Source organism: Methylibium sp., assembly GCF_035762065.1.
Lineage (GTDB): Bacteria > Pseudomonadota > Gammaproteobacteria > Burkholderiales > Burkholderiaceae_C > Methylibium.
In genome coordinates this window covers 44,894-67,431 of record NZ_DASTPW010000002.1, presented here as the reverse complement: position 1 = coordinate 67,431, position 22,538 = coordinate 44,894, and the positions used below count along the sequence as shown (strand labels likewise).

Below are 22,538 nucleotides of genomic sequence, written 5' to 3'. Positions count from 1 at the left end.
CGCTTCGGCACGCCCGCCGCGCCTGCCGCCCTCCCGCCTGCAAGCGAGCCGGCGATGAGCCGCGCCACCTTCGCCCCGGCCGATGCCGCGCTGCGCACCGCCTGCGCGGTGGTCGGCGGCTATGCGCTCGCCTGGTGCTTCACCGCCTGCCTCGCACGCGCCCTGCCGGCGCTGTTCGGCATGGCCGCGAGCGACGCGGTCATGACGGCGAGCATGCTCAGCTTCGTCGTCTACCTGGTGGTCGTCGTGCGCGTCTTCGCGCTGCGTTCGGCGCCGCGGGCGGTGGCCGAAACGCTGGGCCTGAGCGCCGTGTTCGCGGCGCTGTGCGCACTGCTGCCGGTGCCGGCCGCCGCAAGGCTTGCCGCATGAGGACGCCGCACGCGTCGCGCGACTTCGACACCCCGAAGCCGCCTGCCCCTCACGGCTTTCGCGAGTCGATGGACTGGGTGCACACGTGGTCGGGCCTGCTGTTCGGCGTGCTGCTGTTCGCGATCTTCTTCATGGGCACCTTGTCGTGCTTCGACCGCGAGATCGACCGCTGGGCCCAGCCCGCCTCGCGAAGCGGCGCGGGCGGCGTCGAACGCGCGGCACTCGATGCCGCCCTGCCGCATCTGCGCGAGCTGGCCGATCCGAGGGCCACGAACTGGCTTATCTATCCGCCGAGCGAGCGTGTGCCGAGCCTGCGCATCGGCTGGTCCGGCGGCGGCATGGAGCTCCAGGTGCGCGACCTCGACCCCGCCACCGGCGCCTTGCGCCCGCAGCAAGGCGGCGCGATCGGCACGCGCTTCATGTTCCCGATGCACTTCAGCCTGCACTGGAAGCGGCTGGACCTGGGCTACTGGCTGGTCGGCGCCGCGGGCATGGCGATGCTGGTCGGCATCGTCTCGGGCGTCGCGACGCACCGGCGCATCCTCAAGGACTTCTTCACCTTCCGGCCGGGCAAGCCGCTGCAGCGCAGCGCGCTCGATCTGCACAACTGGACGGCGGTGCTTGCGCTGCCCTTCCACTTCGCGATCGCCTTGTCGGGGCTGGTGATCTTCTTCGGCATCTACATGAAGGCCGGCATCTTCGCGGCCTACGGCAGCGAGGCCGAGGACCGCGCGCGCTTCAACCGCGAGGCGTTCTCGAGCTACACGCGCCCGCTCGCGAAGCAGCCGCTCCAAACGATCGCGCCGCTCGAAGCGATGGTCACGCAAGCGCAGCGCCGCTGGTCCGCGCGCGGCGAGCCCGGCGAGCCGGGACTCGTGATCGTGCGCAACCCGCGCGACGCGAACGCGGTGGTCGACGTGCGCCGCGCCTACCGCAACCGCGTGTCCCTGACCGCCGACACCGTCTGGTTCGGCGCCGCCGACGGCCGCGTGCTGCACGAGGAACGCATGCCCGCCGCGACGAAGGTGCAGCGCTGGATCAGCGGCCTGCACTTCATCCAGTTCGACCACTGGCCGCTGCGCTGGCTCTACTTCGCGATGGGCGCGGCGGGCTGCGCGATGCTGCTCACCGGCACGCTGGTGTGGTGCGAGAAGCGGCGCGCGCGTCATGCACGCCACGGCCGGCTCGGCGCGACGATCGTCGAGGCGATCAACGTGGCCGGCACCGTCGGGCTGATCGTCGCCACGCTCGCGATGCTGTGCGCGAACCGGCTGCTGCCGGCAGGCCTCGCCGATCCGCTCGGGCTCGAGATGCGCGTCTTCTTCGGCGTGTGGATCGCGACGCTCCTGCATGCGCTCGTCGTCGCCTTCGTCGATGGGCGCACGCCCGCGCGGCGGCACTGGGCGCAGCAGTGCGCGGCCGTGGCGCTGCTGGCGCTCGCCGCCGTCGTGCTGAACGCGGCCACGACCGGCGACCACTTGCTGAAGACGCTGGGCAGCGGCATGGGCGCGGTCGCGGGCGTGGACCTCGGCCTGCTCGCGACGGCCGGACTCGCCGCCTGCGTCGTGCAGCGGCTGCGGCGGCCGACGGTGCCGTCGAGCCGCAGGACGGCCGCACCGGAAGAGCGGGGTGCGCCCGCCGAGGCGTCCTCGCCCACCGGGGCTGCCGCGCCGTGAGCGCCTGGGCGCAGCTCGCCTGTGCCGCCGCCGGCTTCGCCGGCTGGCTGGCCTGGGCCCTGACGCTCGAGCGGCATCGCGACGCGGCGGCGCCAGGCACCGCGGCACCACGCAGCGCGAGCCGCCATGCGCGAGCGCTCGCCGCCGCGCTCTTGCTGGCCGCCGGCGTCATCGCCATCGCGCACGAAGGCTGGTCGTTCGGCGTGCTGTCGGCCGTCGCGTGGCTCGGCGTCAGCGGCTTCGCGGTCGTGCTGCTGCTCGCGTGGTGGCCGCATCGCGCGCCTTCGCTGCTGCGCGCCGGCTGGAGCGTGCTGGCTGCCGCCGCACTGGCCTGGGGGCTCGACGGCTGACGCCGCCGTTCATTGCCGGCGCGCGGAGGCGCCGGCCGTTCATCAGAAGGAGAAGCAATCGATGAAGTCCATGGCTCGCTGCGTCGGAGCAGCCCTGTTCACCGTGGGCACGGCGGCGCATGCGCAGACCGCGCCGGCGCCCGCCGAGCCCGCCGTCTCCGCGCCCGCCGAAACGCTGCCCGCCGTCAAGGCCGTCGAGAGCCGCGATCGCGACGGCTACCGAGCCCGCGCGCAGTCGAGCGCCGGCTTCGTCGAGCAGTCGCTGCTCGACACGCCGTTCCAGGTCAACGTGTTCACCGAGCGCCTGATGCGCGACCAGGTCGCGCGCTCGTTGATCGACATCGCGAAGAACGACCCGGCGGTGACGCCGAGCAACGCGATGCCCGGCTACTACGACGGCGTGAGCATCCGCGGCTTCGAGCTCAACAACTGGTCCGGCTACCGCCGCGAAGGCCTGATGTTCGCGAACCAGGCGAGCCAGCCGGTCGAGAACAAGGAGCGGCTCGAAATCGTCAAGGGCCTCTCGGCGCTGCGCTACGGCTTCACCAACCCGGGCGGCATCGTCAACTGGGTGCTCAAGCGCCCGACCACCACGCCGCTGGCCGAGCTGACGCTGCAGGCGAACGAGTTCGGCGGCTTCGGCGCGCATGCCGATCTCGGCGGCCCGTTCGGCGAAGCCGGGCAGTTCGGCTACCGCGTGAACCTCGTGGCGGAGCGCGAGGCGACCTATGTGCGCGAGGTCCGGGGCCGGCGCGGCATGGCCAGCGGCCTCTTCACCTGGAAGGTCGCGCCCAGCTTGCTGGCCGAATTCGAGATCGAGCACCAAAAGCGCGAGCTGCCGCAGCAGGTCAACGTTAGCTTCACCTCGTTCGCCACCGGCGTGACGCCCTTCCTGCCGACCGCCGCCGGCGCGAAGACCTTCCTCGGCCAGCGCTGGGGCACCTACCCGACCGAAGTCACGAACACCGGCGGCCGCCTCGTGTGGGCCTTCGGCGACGCATGGCTCGTGCGAAGCGCCGTGCAGTTCAGCGACCTTTGGCGCGACCAGCAGTCGGCGGCGATCCGCGCCGGCAGCCTGCAGGCCAACGGCGACTTCGACGTCACGACCTTCTACTCGCCCGACCAGACGCGCCGTGCGCTGACGCACGAGACGGTGTTCGAGGGCCGCATCGAGACGGCCGGGCTGAAGCACGAGCTGGCCTTCGGCGTCGCGACGATGGACCACAAGGTGCGCTTCGCCGACTCGGCCACGCCGGTGCTCGGCACCTCCAACCTCTTCGAGCCCCGCGCGGTGCCGGCGCCGAACGTCGCGCCAGGCTCGGCTTCGGTGCTGCGCAGCCGCAACCGCGAGCGCGGCTTCTTCGCGGCCGATCACGTCGGCTTCAACGAGCAGTGGAGCGCTTTCGTCGGCCTGCGGCACACGACGCCGAGCTACAGCAGCTTCAATACCGCCGGCACCGAGACCGATCGCTACGACAAGCAGGCCACCACGCCGAGCGCCGGCGTGATCTTCAAGCCGTGGTCGCAGCTCGCGCTCTACGCAAGCTACGCCGAAGGCCTCGAGCAGGGCGGCTCGGTGCCGAGCACCGCGGCGAACCGCGACGAGATCTTCCTCAAGCCGCTCGAAAGCCGGCAGCTTGAACTCGGCGCCAAGGCCGATCTGCTCGGGGGCTTGGCGCTGAGCGGTGCGGTGTTCAAGATCGACAAGGGTCTCGAATACCTCGACGCCGGCAGCAACCGCTTCGTGCAGGACGGGCGCCAGGTGCATCGGGGCGTGGAGATTTCGGCCAGCGGCAACGTGACGCGCGGCCTGCGCGTCGTCGGCGGCGTCATGGCGCTCGACCCGAAGGTCGAGCGCACCGCCAACGCGGCGCTCGTCGGCAAGCAGCCGGTCAACACCGCGAAGCGGCAGGCCAGCCTGTTCGTCGACGCCGACGTGCCGGCGGTGCCCGGGCTGGCGCTGTCGGGCGGCGTCTTCCATTCGGGCAGGAAGCCGGTGGACGGGGCGAACACGCTGTTCGTGCCGAGCTACGCGCGCTTCGACCTCGGCGCGCGTTTCGACACGCAGTCCGGAGCCCGCCGGACGACCTTGCGTGCCTACCTCGAGAACGTCACCGACAAGACCTACTTCAACTCGACGAGCTTCGGCTCGATGCAGTTCGGCAGTCCGCGCGCGTTGCGGGTGTCGGCGACCACGAGCTTCTGAACCGCAAGCCGACACCGATGGCATCACCCGAAAGTCCTTCGACCGCGCTCCGCGCAGCGGCAGGCGGTTTCGCCGTGACGCCCGCGGCTTCGACGTCCGCCGGGCCCCGACCCTTGCCAAGCTGGCCGGCGACACCTTCAACGCGCCGCGAAGGATGTCCGGGTCAGCCACCCACTTGCCGCGATCGCCCATGAAGTCGAACCTCCTTCCTCCGGCCGCGCAGCCGCGCAGGACCCTCGTCGCAGTCGCGGCGGTCGCGGCGGTCGCCGTCTGTGCCGGCGCCAGCGCCCAGACCGCCGCCGACGCCGCGCCGGCCCCCGAGCCCGCCGTGGTGCTCAGCCCGGTCACGATCAGCGAGCGGCAGGAGCGCGAGCGCTATGCGCGCGCCTTCCGGCCGCCCGAGGTGTCGGTCGGCGTGCTCGGCGACCGCCCGCAGCTCGACACGCCGTTCTCGGTCTCGTCGTTCAACCGCGAGCTGATCGACCTGCAGCAGGCCGTCACCGCGTCCGACGTGCTGAAGAACGATCCCTCCGTGACGTCGTCGTCGTCGCCGGGCGACTCGGCGCTGTATGCGCAGATCCGCGGCTTCCAGGCCGGCGGGCTGATCAACGGCCTGCAGGCCGAGACGGTGCGGCCGAACCAGCGCAACGGCTTCCTGTTCAACGTCGAGCGCATCGATCTGCTCAAGGGCGTGAGTGCCTTCCTGCTCGGCGGCACGGCGCGCATGCCGCTGGGGGGCGTCGTCAACTACGTGACCAAGACACCGACCGCGCAGCCGCTGACGCGCTTCACGCTCGGCTACAGCGACCGCCAGCGCGTGCTGGCGCAGGGTGATGTCAGCCGGCGCTTCGGCGAGGGCGACACGGTGGGCCTGCGCGTCAACCTCGCGACGCAGCGCGGCGAGACGCCGATCGACGGCCAGGATTTCCGCAGCGGCATGGCCGCCTTCGCCACCGACTGGCGCGTCTCGCGCGAGCTGACGCTGCGCGCCGCCTTCGAGACCTACGAGTCCGAGGACCGCGCCTACCGCGACCGCTACGGCGTCAACGGCGGCTTCGCGATCCCCGCCGCGCCGGATCCGCGCATCAACCACACCAACCGCTGGGCACGGCAGTTCAGCCGCGGCAGCTACGGCTTCCTGCAGGCCGACTGGAAGGTCGCGCCCGCATGGCTGCTGAGCGTCAAGTACCTCAACGGCAAGGAGCCGGAGCGCGGCTACGACGGCAGCTACGCGCAGCTGGTCGGGCCGAACGGCGAGCTGGAGGTCCTCCCGAGCATCTCGCGCGGCTCGCTGAGCAACCAGACCGGCGACGCCACGCTGCGCGGCTTCGTGCAGACCGGGCCGGTCGGCCACGAGCTCACGTTCAACGCGAGCCGCTCGCGCAGCCTCTACAAGTTCAGCTACGACGACTCGGGCGCGAGCTTCGGCCCCTTCCCTTCGAACCTGTACGCACCGAGCTTCGTCGAGCGGCCGGCCTTCGACGAGAACCTGCCGATCGCCACCGGGCTCGCCTTCCGCGGCTCGGGCATCGCGGTGTCGGACCTGATCACATTCACCGAGCAGTGGTCGGCCTTGATCGGCCTGCGCCGCCAGGCGATCGAAGGCGAGAGCTACTTCGGCCCCGGCGCGAGCCTCAGCGACTCGTACGACAACCGCAGGACCTCGCCGGTGCTGGCCGTGATGTTCAAGCCGGTGCCGCGCATGACGCTTTACGCGCACTACGCCGAAGGCCTGGAGCCGGGCCCGACGGCACCCGACACCGGCGTCGCCAATCCCAACCAGGCCTACGGCGCCGGCGTCGCGAAGCAGGTGGAACTGGGCGCGAAGTGGGAGAGCACCGACAAGCTGCTGCTGTCCGCGACGGTGTTCGACATCGAGCGGCCCCTCTCCTTCACCAACCAGGAGCTGCCGCTGCCGCGCTTCGTCGTCGACGGCAGGCAGCGGCACCGCGGGCTGGAGCTGTTCGCCTCGGGGCCGGTGAGCGACGCGGTCTCGCTGATCGGCGGCCTGACGCTGTTCGACGCGAAGCAGGAGGAGACCGGCGACCCGTCCCAGAACGGCAGGAAGCCGGTGGGCGTGCCCGACCACGCGGCCAGCCTCACCGCCGACTGGCGCGTCGCCGCGGTGCCCGGCCTCGGCGCCTACCTCGGCGCGTTCCGTTTCGGCAAGCAGTACGTCGATGCGCTCAACACGCAGTCGATCCCTGCCTGGACCCGTTTCGACGGCGGCCTGCGCTGGCGCACGCGATGGGCCGGCCGGACGACGAGCCTCGCCTTGAGCGTCGACAACCTGTTCGACAGGCACTACTGGGCTTCGGCCGGCGCGGGCCTGCAGTTCGGCACGCCGCGCACCTGGCGGACATCGATGACGGTGGACTTCTGAAGCACCACGGGGGACCCGAGATTTCATGAACGCACCCAACCGAGCGCTGCTTGCCGGCGCCTGCCTGGTCGGCCGCCCTCCGTGGCGCCTTGTCGCCCTCTTCCCTCTGGCGCTGGTGCACCCGCTCCACGCGCAGACCGCCGCCACGCCGCAGGATGGCGCCGCGTCGGCGCCGACGACGGTGCTCCAGCCCGTCACGGTGACGGCGACGCCCGACGCCAACCGCGGCTACCTGCCGGTCAGGCCCTCGACCGCCGGCAACAAGCTCGACCTGAACCTGCGCGAGCAGGCCAACGTGGTCCATGTCGTGCCGCGCCAGTTGCTCGAAGACACCGGCGCGACCACCGTGCACCAAGCCCTGCAGGCGGTGGCAGGCGTCCGCCCGGTCGCGCCGGCCTACACGAGCGTCAGCACCGGCATCCGTTCGCGCGGCTTCGAAAGCGCCGACACCTTCGTCAACGGCATCCGGCTCGGCGCCTTCGGGCATCCGGTGGACACCGCCAACATCGAGCAGCTCGAAGTGCTCAAGGGGCCGGCCAGCATCCAGTACGGGCTGACCGATCCGGGCGGCACGCTGAACATCGTGACGAAGCGGCCGATCGCGTCGGCGCTGGCGCGCGGGCGCGTCATCGCAGGCGAGGACGACGCCTACCGCAGCGAGCTCGACCTCGGCGGCGCCTTCGGTCCGATGGCGGCGACCCGGCTGAACCTCGCCTACGAGGACAGCCAGGCGCATCGCGACTTCGATCGCCGCAAGCTCTTCCTCTTCGCGCCCGCGGCCAGCTTCGCGCTGGGCGCGGACACGACGCTCGACCTTGAATTCAATTACCTGCGCAACCGCTTTCGCTTCAACCGCGGCTTGCCGCCTTTCGACTACATCCTCGCGCTGCCGCGACGCTTCAGCTTCCAGGAGCCGAACCAGCCGCTGTCCGACCAGACCAGCACCAGCTTCTTCTCGACGCTGGAGCACGCGCTCGGCGGCTCCGGCTGGAAGCTTCGCCAGCGGGTCGGCGTGTTGAACACCAACGCCGCGATCAACGAGCTGAACCAGGCCTACGGGCCGCTCGACGCTTCCAGCCTGGTCGCGCGCACCTACTTCGACACCGACCAGCGCGACCGCTACTGGACGGTGCAGCACGAACTGGCCGGCGAGTTCGCCACCGGCACGGTGAAGCACAAGCTGCTGCTCGGCATCGAGTTCTCGAAGACGGACTTCGGCTACAGCTTCTTCGGCGTCGCCGATCCGGCCGACGAGGCGCCGCCGCTGAACGTCTCGAACCCGAGCTACGGCGGCTACCGCTTTCCCGACCGCGCGGAGCTGGTCAACGCCTTCCCCGGCGAGCACTACGGCAACCGCATCGCCGCGCTCTACGGCGACTGGCACGCGACGCTGTCGCCGCAGTGGAAGCTGCAGGCCGGCTTGCGGCTCGACAAGGCGCGCGGCTTCTACGAGTACCTCGACGGCAGCTTCGACTACGGCGCGCCGAAGACGCAGGGCGTCTCGCCGCGCCTGGGGGCGGTGTGGACGCCCCGGCCCTCCACCGACGTCTTCGCCAACTACTCGACCGGCTTCGTGCCGCAGATCTTTTCCGATGCCGCCGGCACCGTGTTCGCCGATCCCGAGAAGTCGCGGCAGATCGAAGCGGGCCTGCGCCACGAGTTCGTGCCGGGCCGGCTGCGCGGCACGGTGGCCGTCTATCGCATCACGAAGAAGAACGTACAGGTGCCCGACCCTGCCGATCCCAGCGGCCGCAGCAACCGGCTCTCCGGCGAGCAGCAGAGCAAGGGCTTCGAGCTCGAACTGGCCGGCGCGCTGACGCGCGAGTGGGAGCTCAGCGCCGGCTTCGCGCGGGTCGATGCGCGCGTGACGCAGGACACCGACGCCGCGAACGTCGGCACCGCGCTCGTCGATGCGCCGCGCAACCACTTCACGCTGTTCACGAAGGTCCAGCTCGGCCGGTGGATCGAAGGCGCGTGGGCGGGCTACGGCCTCGCCCGCGTCAGCGATCGCGTCTCCTCGTTCGAGAACCCGTCGTTCCGCCTGCCCGCCTACACGCGCCACGATCTTGCGGCCGGCTGGCAGCGCGGACCGCTGGGCGTGCAGCTCAACCTCGGCAACCTGGGCGACGAGCGCATCTACGACACCCACGGCAACAACATCCATCTGCAGCAAGGGCGCAACGCGAAGCTCACGGTGGACTACCGGTTTCGCTGACGCCGCGCTGCCGCCCGACCGCGCCAAGCGCAGACCCCCGAAATGCGATTCGTTCGCAGCTAGCATCCAAAGTCGCATCGATCCCTACTGACGCACGGAGCCTTCCGGATGCACAAGCGCCGCTTTCTGCGAACCCTCGCCCTGCCGCTGGCCGCGGCCGCGCTGCCCGCCGCGCGCGCGCAGCCGGCCCCGGCGGCGCCGACGCCACGCGCGGTGGTGGGCCACTACGCGGCGCTGGTCAGCGCGGGCTACGAGGACGTGCTCGCCGCGGCGCTCGCGATGCAGACGGCGTTGGCCGCCTTCGCCCGCGAGCCGTCGCAGGAGGGGCTCGACGCGGGCCGCAAGGCCTGGCTTGCGGCCCGCGAGTGGTACGGCCAGACCGAGGCCTTCCGCTTCTACGCCGGCCCGATCGACGACGACAAGGGCCCCGAGGGCCGCATCAACGCCTGGCCGATGGACGAGTCCTACGTCGACGGCGTCGAGGGCAAGCCGAACGCCGGCCTGATCAACGACAAGCGTGTGCCCATCACCAAGGCCGCCCTCGCGCGCGCCAACGAGCGCGGCGGCGAAGAGAACGTCTGCACCGGCTGGCATGCGATCGAGTTCCTGCTGTGGGGCCAGGACGCGAGCGCCGACGGCCCCGGCAAGCGCCCGTACACCGATTTCGCCGACGGCGGGCGGGCCAACGCCGACCGCCGCCGCCGCTACCTCGGCGTCGTGACGGAGCTGCTGGTCGACGACCTGCGCTCGCTGGCCGCGGCCTGGGCGCCGGGGGCCCGCAACTACCGCGAGCGCTTCGAGCGCGGCGACGCGGAATCGCTGCGGAAGATCATCGTCGGCCTCGGCTCGCTCTCGCGCGGCGAGCTGGCCGGCGAACGCATGGAAGTCGCGCTGAGCACGCAGGACCAGGAGGACGAGCACTCCTGCTTCTCCGACAACACGCACCGCGACATCGTCGCGAACGCGGTGGGCATCGAGAACGTCTGGCTCGGCCGCTACCGCCGGCGCGACGGCAGCGTGCTCGAAGGCGCGTCGCTGCGCGCGCTGGTCGCCGCGCGCGACGCGGCGCTGGCCGAGAAGGTGACGCGGCAGATCGCCGCCTCGGTCGCCGCGGTGAACGCGATCCAGCCGCCGTTCGACCGCGAGATCGTCGGCGGCAGGGATGCCCCGGGCCGCGCGCGCGTGCAGAAGGCGATCGACAGCCTCGTGCAGCAGTCGAAGGATCTGGTGGAGGCCGCCGACGCGATCGGCATCACGCGGCTGACGCTGGTGTCGCCGGCGAAGTGAGCGGCGCGCGCATGAACCGCGGGCGCCTTGTCGCGGCGCTGGCGCTGGCGCTGCTGCCGGCCGGCGCCTTGCTGCATGCGAGCGAGCCGGCCCGCGACGCGCCGAACCTGCCCGGCGGCGACACCACCGTGCCGGCCAACGGCCGCAACGCCTTCTCCTTTCCGGCGGCCAACCTCGGCGACGCGGAGCGCACCCGCTTCGTGATCGGCAACTCCTTCTTCCGGCGCAACTGGGTCGAGGCGCCCGCCTCGACGCAGGCGCGCGACGGGCTGGGGCCGCACTTCATCGCGCGCTCCTGCGGCGGCTGCCACGACCAGGACGGCCGCGGCGCGCCGCCGCCGATCGGCGCCGACGGCCGCCATGGCGCGCCGGTGTCGCTGTTGATCCGCCTGTCGGTGCCCGGCGTCGGCGAGCACGGCGCGCCGAAGCCCGAGCCGGTCTACGGCGACCAGCTGAACAACGCCGCGGTGCAGGGCGTGCGGCCCGAAGGCGAGATCCGCATCCGCGAACGCACGCGGCACGGCCGCTTCGCCGACGGCACGCCCTACACGCTGCGCCAGCCGAGCTACACGCTCGGCCGCCTCGGCTACGGGCCCTTGCAGCGCGGCACGATGACGAGCCCGCGGGTCGCGCCGCAGCTCGTGGGCGTCGGGCTGCTCGAAGCGATCCCCGAAGCCGAGATCCTGCGCAACGCGAGCGAGCAGGCCGAACGCGCCGCGCGCACCGGCAGCACGGTGCGCGGCATGCCCAACCGCGTGTGGGACGCCAAGGCGCGCTCGACGCTCGTCGGCCGCTTCGGCTGGAAGGCCAACGTGGCGACGCTCGCGCACCAGACCGGCGGCGCGTTCGTCGGCGACATGGGCATCACCTCGAGCCTGTTTCCGGACGAAGCCTGCACCACCACGCAGGCCGACTGCCGCGCCGCGCCGCACGGCGGCCGGCCCTCCGACGCGGCGAAGTCGGCGGATCGCAGCGCCGACCCGCAGCCCGAGATCGACGACGCGACCTTCGCCGACGTGGTGTTCTACCAAGCGACGCTCGCGGTGCCCGCGCGCCGCGCGATCGACGATCCGGCGGTGCAGCGCGGCGAAGCGCTGTTCCACCGGGCCGGCTGCGCCGACTGCCACCGGCCGAGCTACGTCACCGGCGCAAGCCCGAACCCCGAGACGGGCAGCCCTGCGCTCGCCAGGCAGACGATTTGGCCCTACACCGACCTGCTGCTGCACGACATGGGCGAGGGCCTGGCCGACGGCCGGCCCGACTACCTCGCCAACGGCCGGCAATGGAAGACGCCGCCGCTGTGGGGCATCGGGCTGATCCCCGAAGTCAACGGGCACCAGCGCTTGCTGCACGACGGCCGCGCGCGCGGCGTGCTCGAAGCGGTGCTGTGGCACGGCGGCGAGGCCGACGCGAGCCGCAAGCAGGTGCTGCGCTTCAGCAAGGCGGAGCGCGAGGCGCTGGTGAAGTTCGTCGAGTCGCTGTGATGCGCGCCGGCAGCCCGCGCAGGCTCGTCGCGATCGCGCTGCTCGCCGCGGCGGCAGGCGCGCGCGCGGCGCCGGTCGTGGCGGTGCCCTACTACAGCGCCGAGTCCTATGCCGACGGCCTGCTGCGCGACGCGCTGCTGCCGCGCGCGGCGGCCTTCGCCGAAGCCGTCGGCGCGCTCGATCCGGCGCTGCGCGCGCTGTGCGAGGCGGCCGATGCGCCGGCGGCGTCGCGCGCGCTGCAGCAGGCGCGCGGCCGCTGGGGCGACGCGGCCGGCGCGTGGGAGCGGCTCGCAGCCGTCGCCGTCGGGCCGGTCGCCGAGCGCCGCTCGGCGCGGCAGATCGACTTCGCGCCGACGCGCCCCGAGCTGATCGAGCGCGCGATCCGCGCAGCGCCCGCCGACGCCGCGGCGATGGAGCGCGTCGGCAGCGCGGCGAAGGGCCTGCCGGCGCTCGAGTGGCTGCTGTGGAAGCAGCCGCCCGGCTCCGGCAGCGCGCGCTGCGCCTACGCGCGGCAGGTGGCGCTGGACGTCGCCCGCGAGGCGAGCGCGCTGCAGGCGGCCTACGCCGAAGCCGCGAAGGCCGACGACGAGGCGCGCGTCGCGCTGCTGGCCGAGGCGCTGAACCAGTGGCTCGGCGGCGTCGAGGCGCTGCGCGGCCGCCAGATGGAGCGGCCGCTGCGCACGCCGGCGAAGGACGGCGCGCGCGGCTTCCCACGCGAGACCAGCGGCCGGACCGCGTCCAGCTGGCAGCAGCAGTGGCAGGCGTTGCGCAGCCTCGTCGTGCCGCCGGCCGGCCGCGAAGCGCCGGCACCGGGCGCGGGGCTCGTGCCTTTCGAGCTCTACCTGCGCGGCCGCGGCCTGAACCCGCTGGCGGATCGCCTTGCGCGCAGCGTGCGCGCGGTCGACGCCCGGATGCAGGGGCTGCGGCCCGATGCGCCGGCGCGCGTGCGCCAGGCGGCCGCCGCGCTCGCGGCGCTGCGCACGCTGGTCGAGTCCGAAGTGGCCCCGGCGCTGCAGGTGACGCTGGGCTTTTCCGATGCGGACGGCGATTGAGCGGCAGGCACGTCGCCGTCTGCTGAAGGCCGCGCTCGGCCTCGCCGCGGGCTGCGGAGTGCGGCCGGCGTTCGCCCGGCCGAGCGCCGTGCTCGCCGCGGCCTGGACGAGGACCGGCGCCGGGCCGGTCGACCGCGTCGGGCTGCTCGGCATCGGTGCGGCTCGCATCGGCGTGCTCGCGGCGGTCGACCTGCCGGGGCGCGCCCACGGCCTGCTCGCCCTGCCCGACGGTGCCCTGCTCGCGGTGGCGCGCCGCCCCGGCGACTGGCTGCTCCACTGGGACGCGCGCTCCGGTGCGGCGCGCTGGTGCTGGATCGAGCCCGACCGCGCCTTCACCGGCCATGCGCTGCTGTCGCGCGACGGCCGCACGCTGTTCACCGGCGAGACCGACCTCGCCACCGGCGCCGGGCTCGTCGGCGTGCGCGATGCATCGAGCCTCGACAAGCGCGCCGAGTGGCCGAGCGGCGGGCGCGACCCGCACATGCTGACGCTTGATCCCGAGGGGCGCCTGCTCGTCGCCAACGGCGGCATCGCGACGCGGCCCGAGACCGGCCGGCGCAAGCTCGGCGAGGCGCCGATGGACGCCTCGCTGGTGCGCCTCGACCCGCGCGACGGCCGGCCGCTCGGCCGCTGGCAGCTCGACGACGACCGCCTGAGCATCCGCCACCTGGCATGGTCGCGCGACGCGGCCGGCCGGCCGCTGCTGGGCATCGCGCTGCAGGCCGAGCATGCCGACGCGACCGCGCGGGACGGCGCCCCGGTGCTGGCACTGTTCGACGGCGACGACCTGCGCTGCGCCGACGCGGGTGCGGCGCTCGGCGGCTACGGCGGCGACATCGCCGGCCTGGCCGCCGGCTTCGCGGTCAGCTGCCCGCGGGCGCCGGCCGGGGCCGGCGTGGCCGGCCGCGAGGCGCCTGGCGACGCGGCAGGCCGCGGCATGCTTGGCAACGCGGCCGGCCGCGTCGTGCGCTGGGATGCGGCGGGCCGGCGCGTCGGCGAGGTCGGCTGGCCGCAGGTCTGCGCACTCGCGCCGGACGGCGCGGCGCTGTGGTGCGGCGGCGCCGCCGAGGCCGGCGCGCTGGAGCCCGATGGCGGGCCTCGTTGGCCGGTGCCCGAAGCGCTGCGGCTCGACAACCACTGGCTGCGGCTGGCCTGAGCGGCCGAAGCGAGGTCGTTCGCGCCGTTCCTCCCCGGTTGTGCCGCCGTCGGTGCGCCTGCGCGCGGGCTCATACTGCGCCTCGCCGCGGCCGCCCGGCCGCACGCCGCCACCATGCACTCGCCCACAGGCTACGCACGACCGACCGGACCGCTCGCGCCCGGCGCCGCTGCCGAGCGCAGCGGGCTCGACTACTGCGGCCGCTTCGCGCCTTCGCCGACCGGGCCGCTGCACGCGGGCTCGCTGGTCGCCGCGCTCGCGAGCTGGCTCGACGCACGCGCGCACGACGGCCGCTGGCTGGTGCGCATCGAGGACGTTGACCTGCCGCGCTGCATCGCCGGGGCTGATCGGCAGATCCTCGGCCAGCTCGAAGCGCTCGGGCTCGTGCCCGACGAGGCGCCGATCTGGCAGAGCAAGCGCGGCGGCGTCTATGCGAAGGCGCTGCAGCGGCTCGTCGACGCCGGCCTCGCCTACCCCTGCGGCTGCACCCGCGCGCAGATCGCCGCCGACCATGCCGGGCGCGGCAGCCCGGTGCCGCGCCATGGCGAGCTGGCCTACCCGGGCAGTTGCCGTCCGGAGCGCGGCGGCCTGCTCGGCCGCGCAGCGCGCGCCTGGCGTTTTCGCGTCGACGGCAAGGGCGGCGCGCCGGCGGTCGTCCACTGGCAGGACCGGCGCCTTGGCGCGCAGTCGCAGGACGTCGAGCGGGCGGTCGGCGACTTCGTGCTCAAGCGCGCGGACGGCCTGTGGGCCTATCAGCTCGCGGTCGTCGTCGACGACGCCGAGCAGGGCGTGACCGACGTCGTGCGCGGCGAGGACCTGCTCGACAACACCCCGCGCCAGCTGCTGCTGCAGAGCGCGCTCGGCGTGCCGGCGCCGCGCCACCTGCACCTGCCGCTGGTGCGCGCCGCCGACGGGGAGAAGCTCAGCAAGCGCCACGGCGCGGCCGCGCTCGCCCTGGCCGGCGAGGCGCAGCGGCTCGCGACGCTCGGCGACGCCGCGCGCGCGCTCGGCCTGCCGCTCGAGCTGCACCGCCCGGCGGCCGGCAGCACGCGCGCCGACTGGCTCGCGCGCGCGGTCGCCGCCTGGGGCGAGCGGCTCGCGCTGCCGACGACGCCCACCGCCTGGCCGTAGGTGCCGTCCTACAGGGCGGAGCGTGCGCTACCGATGGCCGGAACGCTTGGCATGCCTAGACTTCGGCTGCTTCCACCCCTGCAAAAAGCCTCATCCCATGCCCTCCCGCCGCGTGTTCATCGTCGAGGACAGCCCGGTCATCCGGTCGAACCTGATCGACACGCTCGAGGAGCTGGCACCCGTCACGGTGGTCGGCTGGGCCGAGCGCAAGTCCGAAGCCGTGCAGTGGCTGCGCGGCCACGAGCAGGAGTGGGACCTGCTGGTGATCGACATCTTCCTGAAGGAAGGCTCGGGCCTCGGCGTGCTCGAGGCGTGCAAGGAGCGCGCGCCCGAGCGCAAGGCGGTCGTCTTCAGCAACTACGCGACGGTCGACCTGCGCCAGAAGTGCATCGAGCTCGGCGCCGATGCGGTGTTCGACAAGTCGAACGAGATCGACCAGCTGATCGCCTACTGCGGCTCCACCGAATCGACGGCCAACGGCTCGACGGCGCATTCATGACCCGCGCCGCGCGCGCGCGGGCCGGGCGGCTACTGGATCAGCCCGTTCTTCAGCGCGTAGTAGGTCAGGTCGCTGTTGGTGCTGAGGTTCATCTTTTCCATCACGCGCGTGCGGTAGGTGCTGACCGTCTTCACCGACAGCGACAGGCTCTCGCCGATCGCGCCGATGGTCTCGCCCTTCGCCAGCCGCAGGAACACCTGCAGCTCGCGCTCGGACAGCTGCTCGTGCGGCAGCGCGTCGGCGTTCTTGCCGCCGATCTGGTCGGCCAGCAGCTCGGCCACCGCCGGCGTGATGTAGCGGCGCCCGCGCGCCAGCGTGCGCACCGCGGTGCAGATCTCCTCGGGCTCACATTCCTTGTTCAGGTAGCCGCTCGCGCCCTGCTTCAACAGCGCGGTCGCGTAGTGCGTCTCGGGAAAGGAGCTCAGGATCAGGATCGGCAGCTCCGGCTGCCGGGCGCGGATCGCCGCGAGCGCATCAACGCCGTTCTGGCCCGGCATCGAGACGTCGAGGATCAGCACCTCGAATCCGCCGGCGCGCACCAGGTCGAGCGCCTCGCGGCCGTTGGACGCTTCGGCGACGACCTCGAGGTCGATCTGCTCGTCGAGGAACTGCTTCAAGCCCGCGCGCACGATGGCGTGGTCGTCGACGATCGCGATGCGGATGCCCATGATGCGGTGTGGGTAGGGATGGAGAACGATTCTAGGAGTCGGTCCCTGCGCGAACGTTCGAAAGGGGTGCGATGAAGCTGCCGATGGTCGAACGGCCCGAGCCGGTGCGCGTGCTGGGTTGGAGCTTCGCGCTGGCCGCGATCACCGCGCTTGCGCTGCTGGTCATCAGCGAAACCTCCTACCGGCGTTCGATGGCCGCGCTCGAGGAAACCGAGTCGCTGTACGAGAACCGCAGCGAGATCGGCCGCGTGCTGCGCTACACGATCGACGCCGAAACCAGCCAGCGCGGCTTCTTGCTGACCGGCAGCGACGACTACCTGCGCCCCTACCGCGAAGCCAACCGCCAGATGAGCGTCAGCCTGGAAAAGCTCGCTGCCCACGTGCGCCGCTACCCGGTCGAGGCCGATGCCTATTCGAAGCTGTTCGTGCTGACGCGCACCCGCATGACCGAGCTGGCCGAGACCATGGAGCTCTACCAGCAAGGTCGTCACGATGCCTGGCGGGCCATCGTGGAAAGCGGCATCGGCAAGGAGAACCAGGACCGCATCCGCGACCAGATCTTCGCGATCGTCGATCTGGAGAACCGGCGCCTGGCCCGCTACCAGAAGCAGGTGACGCAGTCGCTGTTGATCAGCCGGCTCGGCGTCGCGACGCTCACCGTGCTCAGCGTGCTGGCCTTCTACTTCTACCTGCGCCAGACGCGCGCCTTGATGGGCGAGCGCGAGCGCCAGCGTGCCGTGCTGCAGCAGGAACGCGACCACCTCGAAGCGCAGGTGCGCCGCCGCACCGAAGACCTGAGTTCGCTGACCCGCAACCTGCAGACGACGCAGGAGGCCGAGCGCAGCCGGCTCGCGCGCGAGCTGCACGACGAGCTCGGCGCGCTGTTCACTTCGGCGAAGCTCGATGTCGCGCGCCTGCAGGCGCGGCTCGGCCCCGCCACGCCCGAGGTGGCCGAGCGCCTCAAGCACCTGATCGCAGCGCTCAACAGCGGCGTCGAGCTGAAGCGCCGCATCATCGAAGACCTGCGGCCTTCGGCGCTCGGCCACTTCGGGCTGAAGGCCTCGCTCGACATCCTGGCGCGCGAGTTCGCGCAGCGCTCGGGTCTTGCCGTCGATGCGCAGATCGCGCCGGTGAGCCTGGGCGAGGAGCAGGACCTCACGGTCTACCGGCTCGTGCAGGAATCGCTGACCAACATCGCGAAGTACGCGCAGGCCAAGCGGGTCGAGATCCGCGTCGCCGAGCGCGAGCACGGCGTCGAGCTGCTGGTCGGCGACGACGGCCACGGCTTCGACCCGGCGCAGGTGCGCCGCGGCGCGCACGGCCTGAGCGGCATGCGCTTCCGCGTCGAGGCGGCCGGCGGCCGCATGAGCGTCGTGACCGGCTCCGGTCAAGGCACCCGCGTGCAGGCTTGGTTGCCCGCGGCGACTGCGCCGGCCGAGACGGCCGCCGCGGCCTGAGTGGCGCTGTGGGCGCGCTCCTACAGCGCCCGGTAGGCAGCGACGACATGCCCGCAAGCGCGCGGACGATGGGCCGCATGCAGGGGCGCTCCTAAATTCGTGTCCACGGCGCGGCGATCCCGTCGCGCTACGCCGACACACAGGAGCACCCCATGCTGCACTACGCCGTCGTCTTTTTCGTCATCGCACTGATCGCCGCGCTGTTCGGCTTCGGCGGTATCGCGGCCGGTGCCGCGGGCATCGCGCAGACGTTGTTCTTCATCTTCGTCGTGCTGGCGGTGATCAGCTTCATCTTCGGACTGATCCGCCGCGGGCGATGACAGGCCTCGGCCCCATCGCCTTCCAAGCGACCTCGACCTCGTCAACCCCAACCAGGAGCTCGACCATGAGCGCACGTCAAGCCGCCACCTCCACCACCACATCGAACGGCCGCAGCCTGCAGGGCTCGATCGAGAGCCTGGCCGACAGCGCAGAGCAGGCCGTGCACAGCCTGCGCGAGCGCGTCGAGCCGAGCGCGTCGCGCTGGGCGACCCAGGCCGAGGACCTCGCCCACCGCGGCATCAACGCCGCGCGGCAGAGCAGCGAGCAGCTGCGTGAACGTGCGCTCGCGGCGAGCGACCGCAGCTTGCAGTACGTGAAGGCCGAGCCGGTCAAGTCGGTCCTCATCGCCGCGGCGGCCGGTGCGCTGCTGATGGCGGTGCTCAGCGCCTCGCGCTCGCGCCGCAACAACCGCTCGTCGTACTGAGCGGCGGCTCGCCATGGGCGCAGCTTCTGGAGCCGGCCTGTTTCCGCTGCTGCGCCTGCTGGCGGGCCAGGCCCCGCTGCTCGTCGAGCACGCGGAGGCCTACGCCGAACTCGCTGCCGAGGAGGTCACCGCCGCGGTCGCCACGGCCCGGCGGCGTCTGGTCGCCTTCGTCGCATGCCTGCTCGCCGGATTGTTCGCGATCGGCTTCGGCGGTGTCGCGTTGATGCTTTGGGGCGCACTGCCGCCCGAGCCGGAGGCGCCCGCACGCTGGCTGCTGTGGCTGGTGCCGCTCGCCTGTGCGATCGGCGCGTTGGTGGCCGCGAAGATCGCGCAGTCCCAGCGCCCGACCCCGGTGTTCGCCGAACTGAAATCGCAATGGCGGCAGGACGTCGCGCTGCTGCATGAAGGGATGCAGCGATGAACGAAGACGCGGGCGACGCGCGCCCCGAGATGGGTGCCGAGCAGCTGCCGGCGCTTGCGAGGCTCCAGGCCAACCGCGAGCGGCTGCGCCGCTCCTGGATCGGCGAGCCCGAGGCGCCACGGCCTGAGCCGAACCCCGAAGCCCAGCCGGAGGCCCACGAATCCTGGCTGTACCGCATGCGCGGCTTGGTCGAGACCGGCTGGTCGCACCACCCGTTGAAGGCGACGCTCGACAACGTCGGTGCGGTCGCAGGCCCGCTGGCCAACGCGGCGCTGCGGCCGCAGGTGCAGCAGCACCCGGTGCGCGTGCTGGCGATCGCCGCCGGCATCGGCGCCGCGATCGTGTGGGTGCGGCCCTGGCGCGTGCTGACCCGCGCGGCACTGAGTTCGCTGCTGCTGTCGGCCCTGCTGCCGCGGCGGCAGATCCTGCGCTGGCTGCTGTCGGGCGGCTGGCGCAAGAGCTTCGGGGCCGGAGCGGCGCGCCGCACGGCGGGCCTGCATGCGCCGCGCTCGGCGGTGCCGGATGCGGCCCCGATGCCGCCCCGGCCGGCGACGCCGCCGGGCGCGGGCAACCAGGCGATGTCCGACAGCGCAGCACCGGTGGCTGCGAGCGCGTCCTACGCGCCCCGTACCTCGACACCGATGGCGGCCGACCATCCGGCTTCCTAGAGTGGCTGCATGGATGTCGTGCTGCAGTGGCTCTCCGATTCGCCGTCGCTGGTGGCCTGGTTCGCGCTTCTGGTGATCGTGTTCGCGGTGTTCATCGGGCTCGGGCTCTACGCCACCAGCCATGACGACGCCGACGAACTGCCACCTGAACGACCCGCCGGTCCCGACCGGCGCCGCCCTCGCCCGCAGCCCGCGTCGCGGCCCGGCTCGCCCCGACCCGAGCTCAACCATCCCCAGGAGTCCCGATGAACCTGAACGACGCCCCCCAGACGCTGCGGCTCGATCGCGAAGCGATCAAGGCAGCCGCCGCCGAGAACCTCGACCAAGGCGCGGTCACGCCCAGCTTCGGTCCGCAGCGCGAAGCCATCGTGCAGCTGCTCAACGACGCGCTCGCCACCGAGCTCGTCTGCGTGCTGCGCTACAAGCGCCACCACTTCACCGCGACCGGCCTCGCCTCGCCGGCGGTAGCCGCGGAATTCATGGTGCACGCGAACGAGGAAGCGGCGCATGCCGACCGGATCGCCGAGCGCATCGTGCAGCTGGGCGGCGAACCGGACTTCGCGCCCGACACGCTGCGCCAGCGCAGCCATGCCGATTACGACACCTCGGCCGATCTGAAGGCGATGGTGCGCGCCAACCTGGTCGCCGAGCGCATCGCGGTCGAAACGTACCGGCAGCTCATCCAGCTGATCGGCGACGCCGACCCGACCACGCGCAGCATGCTCGAAGGCATCCTGCGCGACGAGGAAGAGCACGCCGACGAGATGCGCGACCTGCTCGACCGCTGAGCCGCGACGCTGCAGCGAACGAGGGGCGTGTGCCGCGAGGCGCACGCCCCTTGCGGCTTGCGGCCGGCGCCTCAGAGCGCCAGCAGGTGGCTGCGATAGTGGATCAGCTCGTCGATCGACTCGTGGATGTCGGCCAGCGCGGTGTGCGCCTGCGCCTTCTTGAAGCCTTCGAGCGCCTTCGGCTTCCAGCGCCGCGCCAGTTCCTTGAGCGTGCTCACGTCGAGGTTGCGGTAGTGGAAGAAGCGCTCGAGCGCCGGCATGTCCTTCGCGAGGAAGCGGCGGTCCTGGCAGATCGAGTTGCCGCACATCGGCGATTTGCCCTTGGGCACGAAGCGGCCGAGGAACTCGATCACCTGGCGCTCGGCCTCCGCCTCGTCGATCGTCGAGGCGCGCACGCGGTCGGTCAGGCCGCTCTTGCCGTGCGTGCCCTGGTTCCAGGCGTCCATGCCGTCGAGCACCGCGTCGCTCTGGTGGATCGCGAACACCGGCCCTTCCACGCGGACGGCCAACGCGGGGTCGGTGACCACGACGGCGATCTCGATGATGCGGTCGGCGAGCGGATCGAGGCCGGTCATCTCGAGGTCGATCCAGATCAGGTTCTGCTCGTGCGGCGCAAGGCTCGCGGCGGGGGTGCTGCTGCTGTTCATGAGGGGCTTCGTGGAAGGCGCGGATTGTCGCGCGGCGGGAAGCGGCACGTAGACTCGCCCGCATGTCGTCCACCCTGCCGACGCTGCTCTTCACGGCCTTCCTCGTTGCGTCGCTGCTCACGCGGTGGTGGCTCGCGACGCGGCAGATCCGCCACGTCGCCAGGCACCGCAACGCGGTGCCCGACGCCTTCGCGAAGACCGTGACGCTGCAGGCGCACAGGCGCGCCGCCGACTACACCCTCGACAAGCTGCGCTTCGGCCTGCTGACCTCCGCGATCGGCACGGCCGTGCTGATCGGCTGGACGCTGCTCGGCGGGCTCGACGCGCTGAACCGCACGCTGCTCGCGAGCGTCCAGCCGGTCGTTGGCGACATGGCCTACCAGCTGGCCCTGCTCGCGTGCTTCGCGTTGATCGGCATGGCGCTCGAGCTGCCGCTCGATGCCTGGAGCACCTTCCGCATCGAGCAGCGCCACGGCTTCAACCGCAGCGGCTGGCGGCTGTGGCTGGCCGATCACGCGAAGGGGGTGCTCGTCGGCGCGCTGCTCGGGCTGCCGATCGCGGCGCTGATCCTGTGGCTGATGGGCAGCGCCGGCCGGCTGTGGTGGCTGTGGGGCTGGGGCGCCTGGGTGGCGTTCAACCTCGCGGTGCTGGTGCTCTACCCGACGCTGATCGCGCCGCTGTTCAACCGCTTCGTGCCGCTGGAAGACGGCGCCTTGAAGGCGCGCGTCGAGGCGCTGATGACGCGCTGCGGTTTCGCCGCGCGCGGCCTGTTCGTGATGGACGGCAGCCGCCGCTCGGCCCATGCCAACGCCTACTTCACCGGCCTGGGCGCGGCCAAGCGCGTCGTGTTCTTCGACACGCTGCTCGCCAAGCTATCGCACGGCGAAGTGGAGGCGGTGCTCGCGCACGAGCTCGGCCACTTCAAGCATCGCCACGTGGCCAAGCGGATGCTGTCGATGTTCGCCTTCAGCCTCGCCGGCTTTGCGCTGCTGGGCTGGCTCGCGACGCAAAGCGGCTTCTATGTCGGCCTCGGCGTCGCGCCGAACCTCGGCGCGCCGAACGACGCGCTCGCGCTGCTGCTGTTCATGCTGGCCGGCCCGGTGTTCGGCTTCTTCGTGACGCCGCTGCTGGCGGGCCTGTCGCGCAAGCACGAGTTCGAGGCCGATGCCTACGCCTGCGCGCAGTCGCGCCCGGGCGACCTCGGCAGCGCGCTGCTCAAGCTCTACGAGGACAACGCCTCGACGCTGACGCCGGACCGGCTGTACGTGCGCTTCTACTACTCGCACCCGCCGGCTTCCGAGCGGCTCGCGGCGATGGGTGCCCTGTGACGGCCGCG

At 72.3% G+C, this 22,538-nt stretch carries 22 protein-coding genes; 20 read left to right on the top strand and 2 right to left on the bottom strand.

From position 1 onward, the window contains the following. Positions 1-54 precede the first annotated feature (54 nt). The 12 genes from VFR90_RS00525 to VFR90_RS00470 all read left to right on the top strand — a co-directional run bounded on the left by VFR90_RS00525 (position 55) and on the right by VFR90_RS00470 (position 15,808). Positions 55-369 carry an iron transporter gene (locus tag VFR90_RS00525; RefSeq protein WP_326403934.1) on the top strand — a complete coding sequence of 105 codons (315 nt, stop codon included), beginning with the start codon at positions 55-57 and terminating at the stop codon, positions 367-369. Further along, entirely contained in the window at positions 366-2,045 is a 1,680-nt protein-coding gene (locus tag VFR90_RS00520) for a PepSY-associated TM helix domain-containing protein (protein WP_326403933.1), read from the top strand. Before VFR90_RS00525 ends, VFR90_RS00520 begins: the two co-directional genes overlap by 4 nt. Beyond that, positions 2,042-2,395 carry a DUF3325 family protein gene (locus VFR90_RS00515; RefSeq protein WP_326403932.1) on the top strand — a complete coding sequence of 118 codons (354 nt, stop codon included), beginning with the start codon at positions 2,042-2,044 and terminating at the stop codon, positions 2,393-2,395. Before VFR90_RS00520 ends, VFR90_RS00515 begins: the two co-directional genes overlap by 4 nt. A 61-nt stretch (positions 2,396-2,456) precedes the next feature. Then, complete coding sequence (locus tag VFR90_RS00510) at positions 2,457-4,601, top strand: TonB-dependent siderophore receptor (RefSeq protein WP_326403931.1); 2,145 nt, start codon at positions 2,457-2,459, stop codon at positions 4,599-4,601. Between the two features lie 190 nt (positions 4,602-4,791). After that, on the top strand, positions 4,792-6,984 hold the full coding sequence (locus VFR90_RS00505; RefSeq protein ID WP_326403930.1) for a TonB-dependent receptor: 2,193 nt from the start codon (positions 4,792-4,794) through the stop codon (positions 6,982-6,984). A 25-nt stretch (positions 6,985-7,009) separates the two neighbouring features. Then, positions 7,010-9,199 (top strand): TonB-dependent siderophore receptor, encoded by a 2,190-nt coding sequence (locus tag VFR90_RS00500; RefSeq protein ID WP_326403929.1) that lies wholly within the window; start codon positions 7,010-7,012, stop codon positions 9,197-9,199. A gap of 108 nt (positions 9,200-9,307) precedes the next feature. Further along, a complete protein-coding gene (locus tag VFR90_RS00495) occupies positions 9,308-10,486 on the top strand; it encodes an imelysin family protein (protein WP_326403927.1) in 1,179 nt (392 codons plus the stop codon). 11 nt (positions 10,487-10,497) lie between these two features. Next, positions 10,498-11,970 carry a di-heme oxidoreductase family protein gene (locus VFR90_RS00490; RefSeq protein ID WP_326403926.1) on the top strand — a complete coding sequence of 491 codons (1,473 nt, stop codon included), beginning with the start codon at positions 10,498-10,500 and terminating at the stop codon, positions 11,968-11,970. Beyond that, complete coding sequence (locus VFR90_RS00485) at positions 11,970-13,022, top strand: imelysin family protein (RefSeq protein ID WP_326403925.1); 1,053 nt, start codon at positions 11,970-11,972, stop codon at positions 13,020-13,022. The genes VFR90_RS00490 and VFR90_RS00485 overlap by 1 nt, the downstream gene beginning before the upstream one ends. Next, positions 13,006-14,178 carry a DUF1513 domain-containing protein gene (locus tag VFR90_RS00480; RefSeq protein ID WP_326403924.1) on the top strand — a complete coding sequence of 391 codons (1,173 nt, stop codon included), beginning with the start codon at positions 13,006-13,008 and terminating at the stop codon, positions 14,176-14,178. Before VFR90_RS00485 ends, VFR90_RS00480 begins: the two co-directional genes overlap by 17 nt. A 114-nt stretch (positions 14,179-14,292) precedes the next feature. Next, a complete protein-coding gene (gene gluQRS / locus VFR90_RS00475) occupies positions 14,293-15,309 on the top strand; it encodes a tRNA glutamyl-Q(34) synthetase GluQRS (RefSeq protein ID WP_326403923.1) in 1,017 nt (338 codons plus the stop codon). 97 nt (positions 15,310-15,406) lie between these two features. Then, a complete protein-coding gene (locus VFR90_RS00470; RefSeq protein WP_326403922.1) occupies positions 15,407-15,808 on the top strand; it encodes a response regulator transcription factor in 402 nt (133 codons plus the stop codon). Positions 15,809-15,837: 29 nt separating this feature from the next. On the opposite strand, the gene VFR90_RS00465 is transcribed toward VFR90_RS00470, so the two are convergent. After that, positions 15,838-16,476 (bottom strand): response regulator, encoded by a 639-nt coding sequence (locus tag VFR90_RS00465; protein WP_326403921.1) that lies wholly within the window; start codon positions 16,474-16,476, stop codon positions 15,838-15,840. 71 nt (positions 16,477-16,547) lie between these two features. Here VFR90_RS00465 and VFR90_RS00460 point away from each other — a divergent pair, with 71 nt between their 5' ends. From VFR90_RS00460 to VFR90_RS00430, 7 genes are all read left to right on the top strand, one after another. Next, entirely contained in the window at positions 16,548-17,933 is a 1,386-nt protein-coding gene (locus VFR90_RS00460; RefSeq protein ID WP_326403920.1) for a CHASE3 domain-containing protein, read from the top strand. Between the two features lie 152 nt (positions 17,934-18,085). Next, positions 18,086-18,253, top strand: coding sequence for a DUF1328 domain-containing protein (locus VFR90_RS00455; RefSeq protein ID WP_326403919.1), 168 nt, complete (start codon positions 18,086-18,088; stop codon positions 18,251-18,253). Positions 18,254-18,318: 65 nt separating this feature from the next. Further along, entirely contained in the window at positions 18,319-18,678 is a 360-nt protein-coding gene (locus VFR90_RS00450; protein WP_326403918.1) for a hypothetical protein, read from the top strand. A 13-nt stretch (positions 18,679-18,691) separates the two neighbouring features. Continuing rightward, complete coding sequence (locus tag VFR90_RS00445; RefSeq protein WP_326403917.1) at positions 18,692-19,099, top strand: hypothetical protein; 408 nt, start codon at positions 18,692-18,694, stop codon at positions 19,097-19,099. Further along, entirely contained in the window at positions 19,096-19,767 is a 672-nt protein-coding gene (locus tag VFR90_RS00440; RefSeq protein ID WP_326403915.1) for a hypothetical protein, read from the top strand. The genes VFR90_RS00445 and VFR90_RS00440 overlap by 4 nt, the downstream gene beginning before the upstream one ends. 9 nt (positions 19,768-19,776) lie before the next feature. Then, the gene (locus VFR90_RS00435) at positions 19,777-20,016 is read left to right on the top strand and encodes a hypothetical protein (RefSeq protein WP_326403914.1); all 240 of its coding nucleotides are present in this window, start codon (positions 19,777-19,779) and stop codon (positions 20,014-20,016) included. Further along, positions 20,013-20,555, top strand: coding sequence for a ferritin-like domain-containing protein (locus VFR90_RS00430; RefSeq protein ID WP_326403913.1), 543 nt, complete (start codon positions 20,013-20,015; stop codon positions 20,553-20,555). The genes VFR90_RS00435 and VFR90_RS00430 overlap by 4 nt, the downstream gene beginning before the upstream one ends. A 71-nt stretch (positions 20,556-20,626) precedes the next feature. On the opposite strand, the gene orn is transcribed toward VFR90_RS00430, so the two are convergent. Further along, positions 20,627-21,202: an oligoribonuclease gene (gene orn / locus VFR90_RS00425; RefSeq protein WP_326403912.1), complete on the bottom strand. Its 576-nt coding sequence runs from the start codon at positions 21,200-21,202 to the stop codon at positions 20,627-20,629. Positions 21,203-21,264: 62 nt separating this feature from the next. On the opposite strand from orn, the gene VFR90_RS00420 reads away from it, so the two are divergent. Then, complete coding sequence (locus VFR90_RS00420; RefSeq protein ID WP_326403911.1) at positions 21,265-22,530, top strand: M48 family metallopeptidase; 1,266 nt, start codon at positions 21,265-21,267, stop codon at positions 22,528-22,530. The last annotated feature ends 8 nt before the right edge of the window (positions 22,531-22,538 follow it).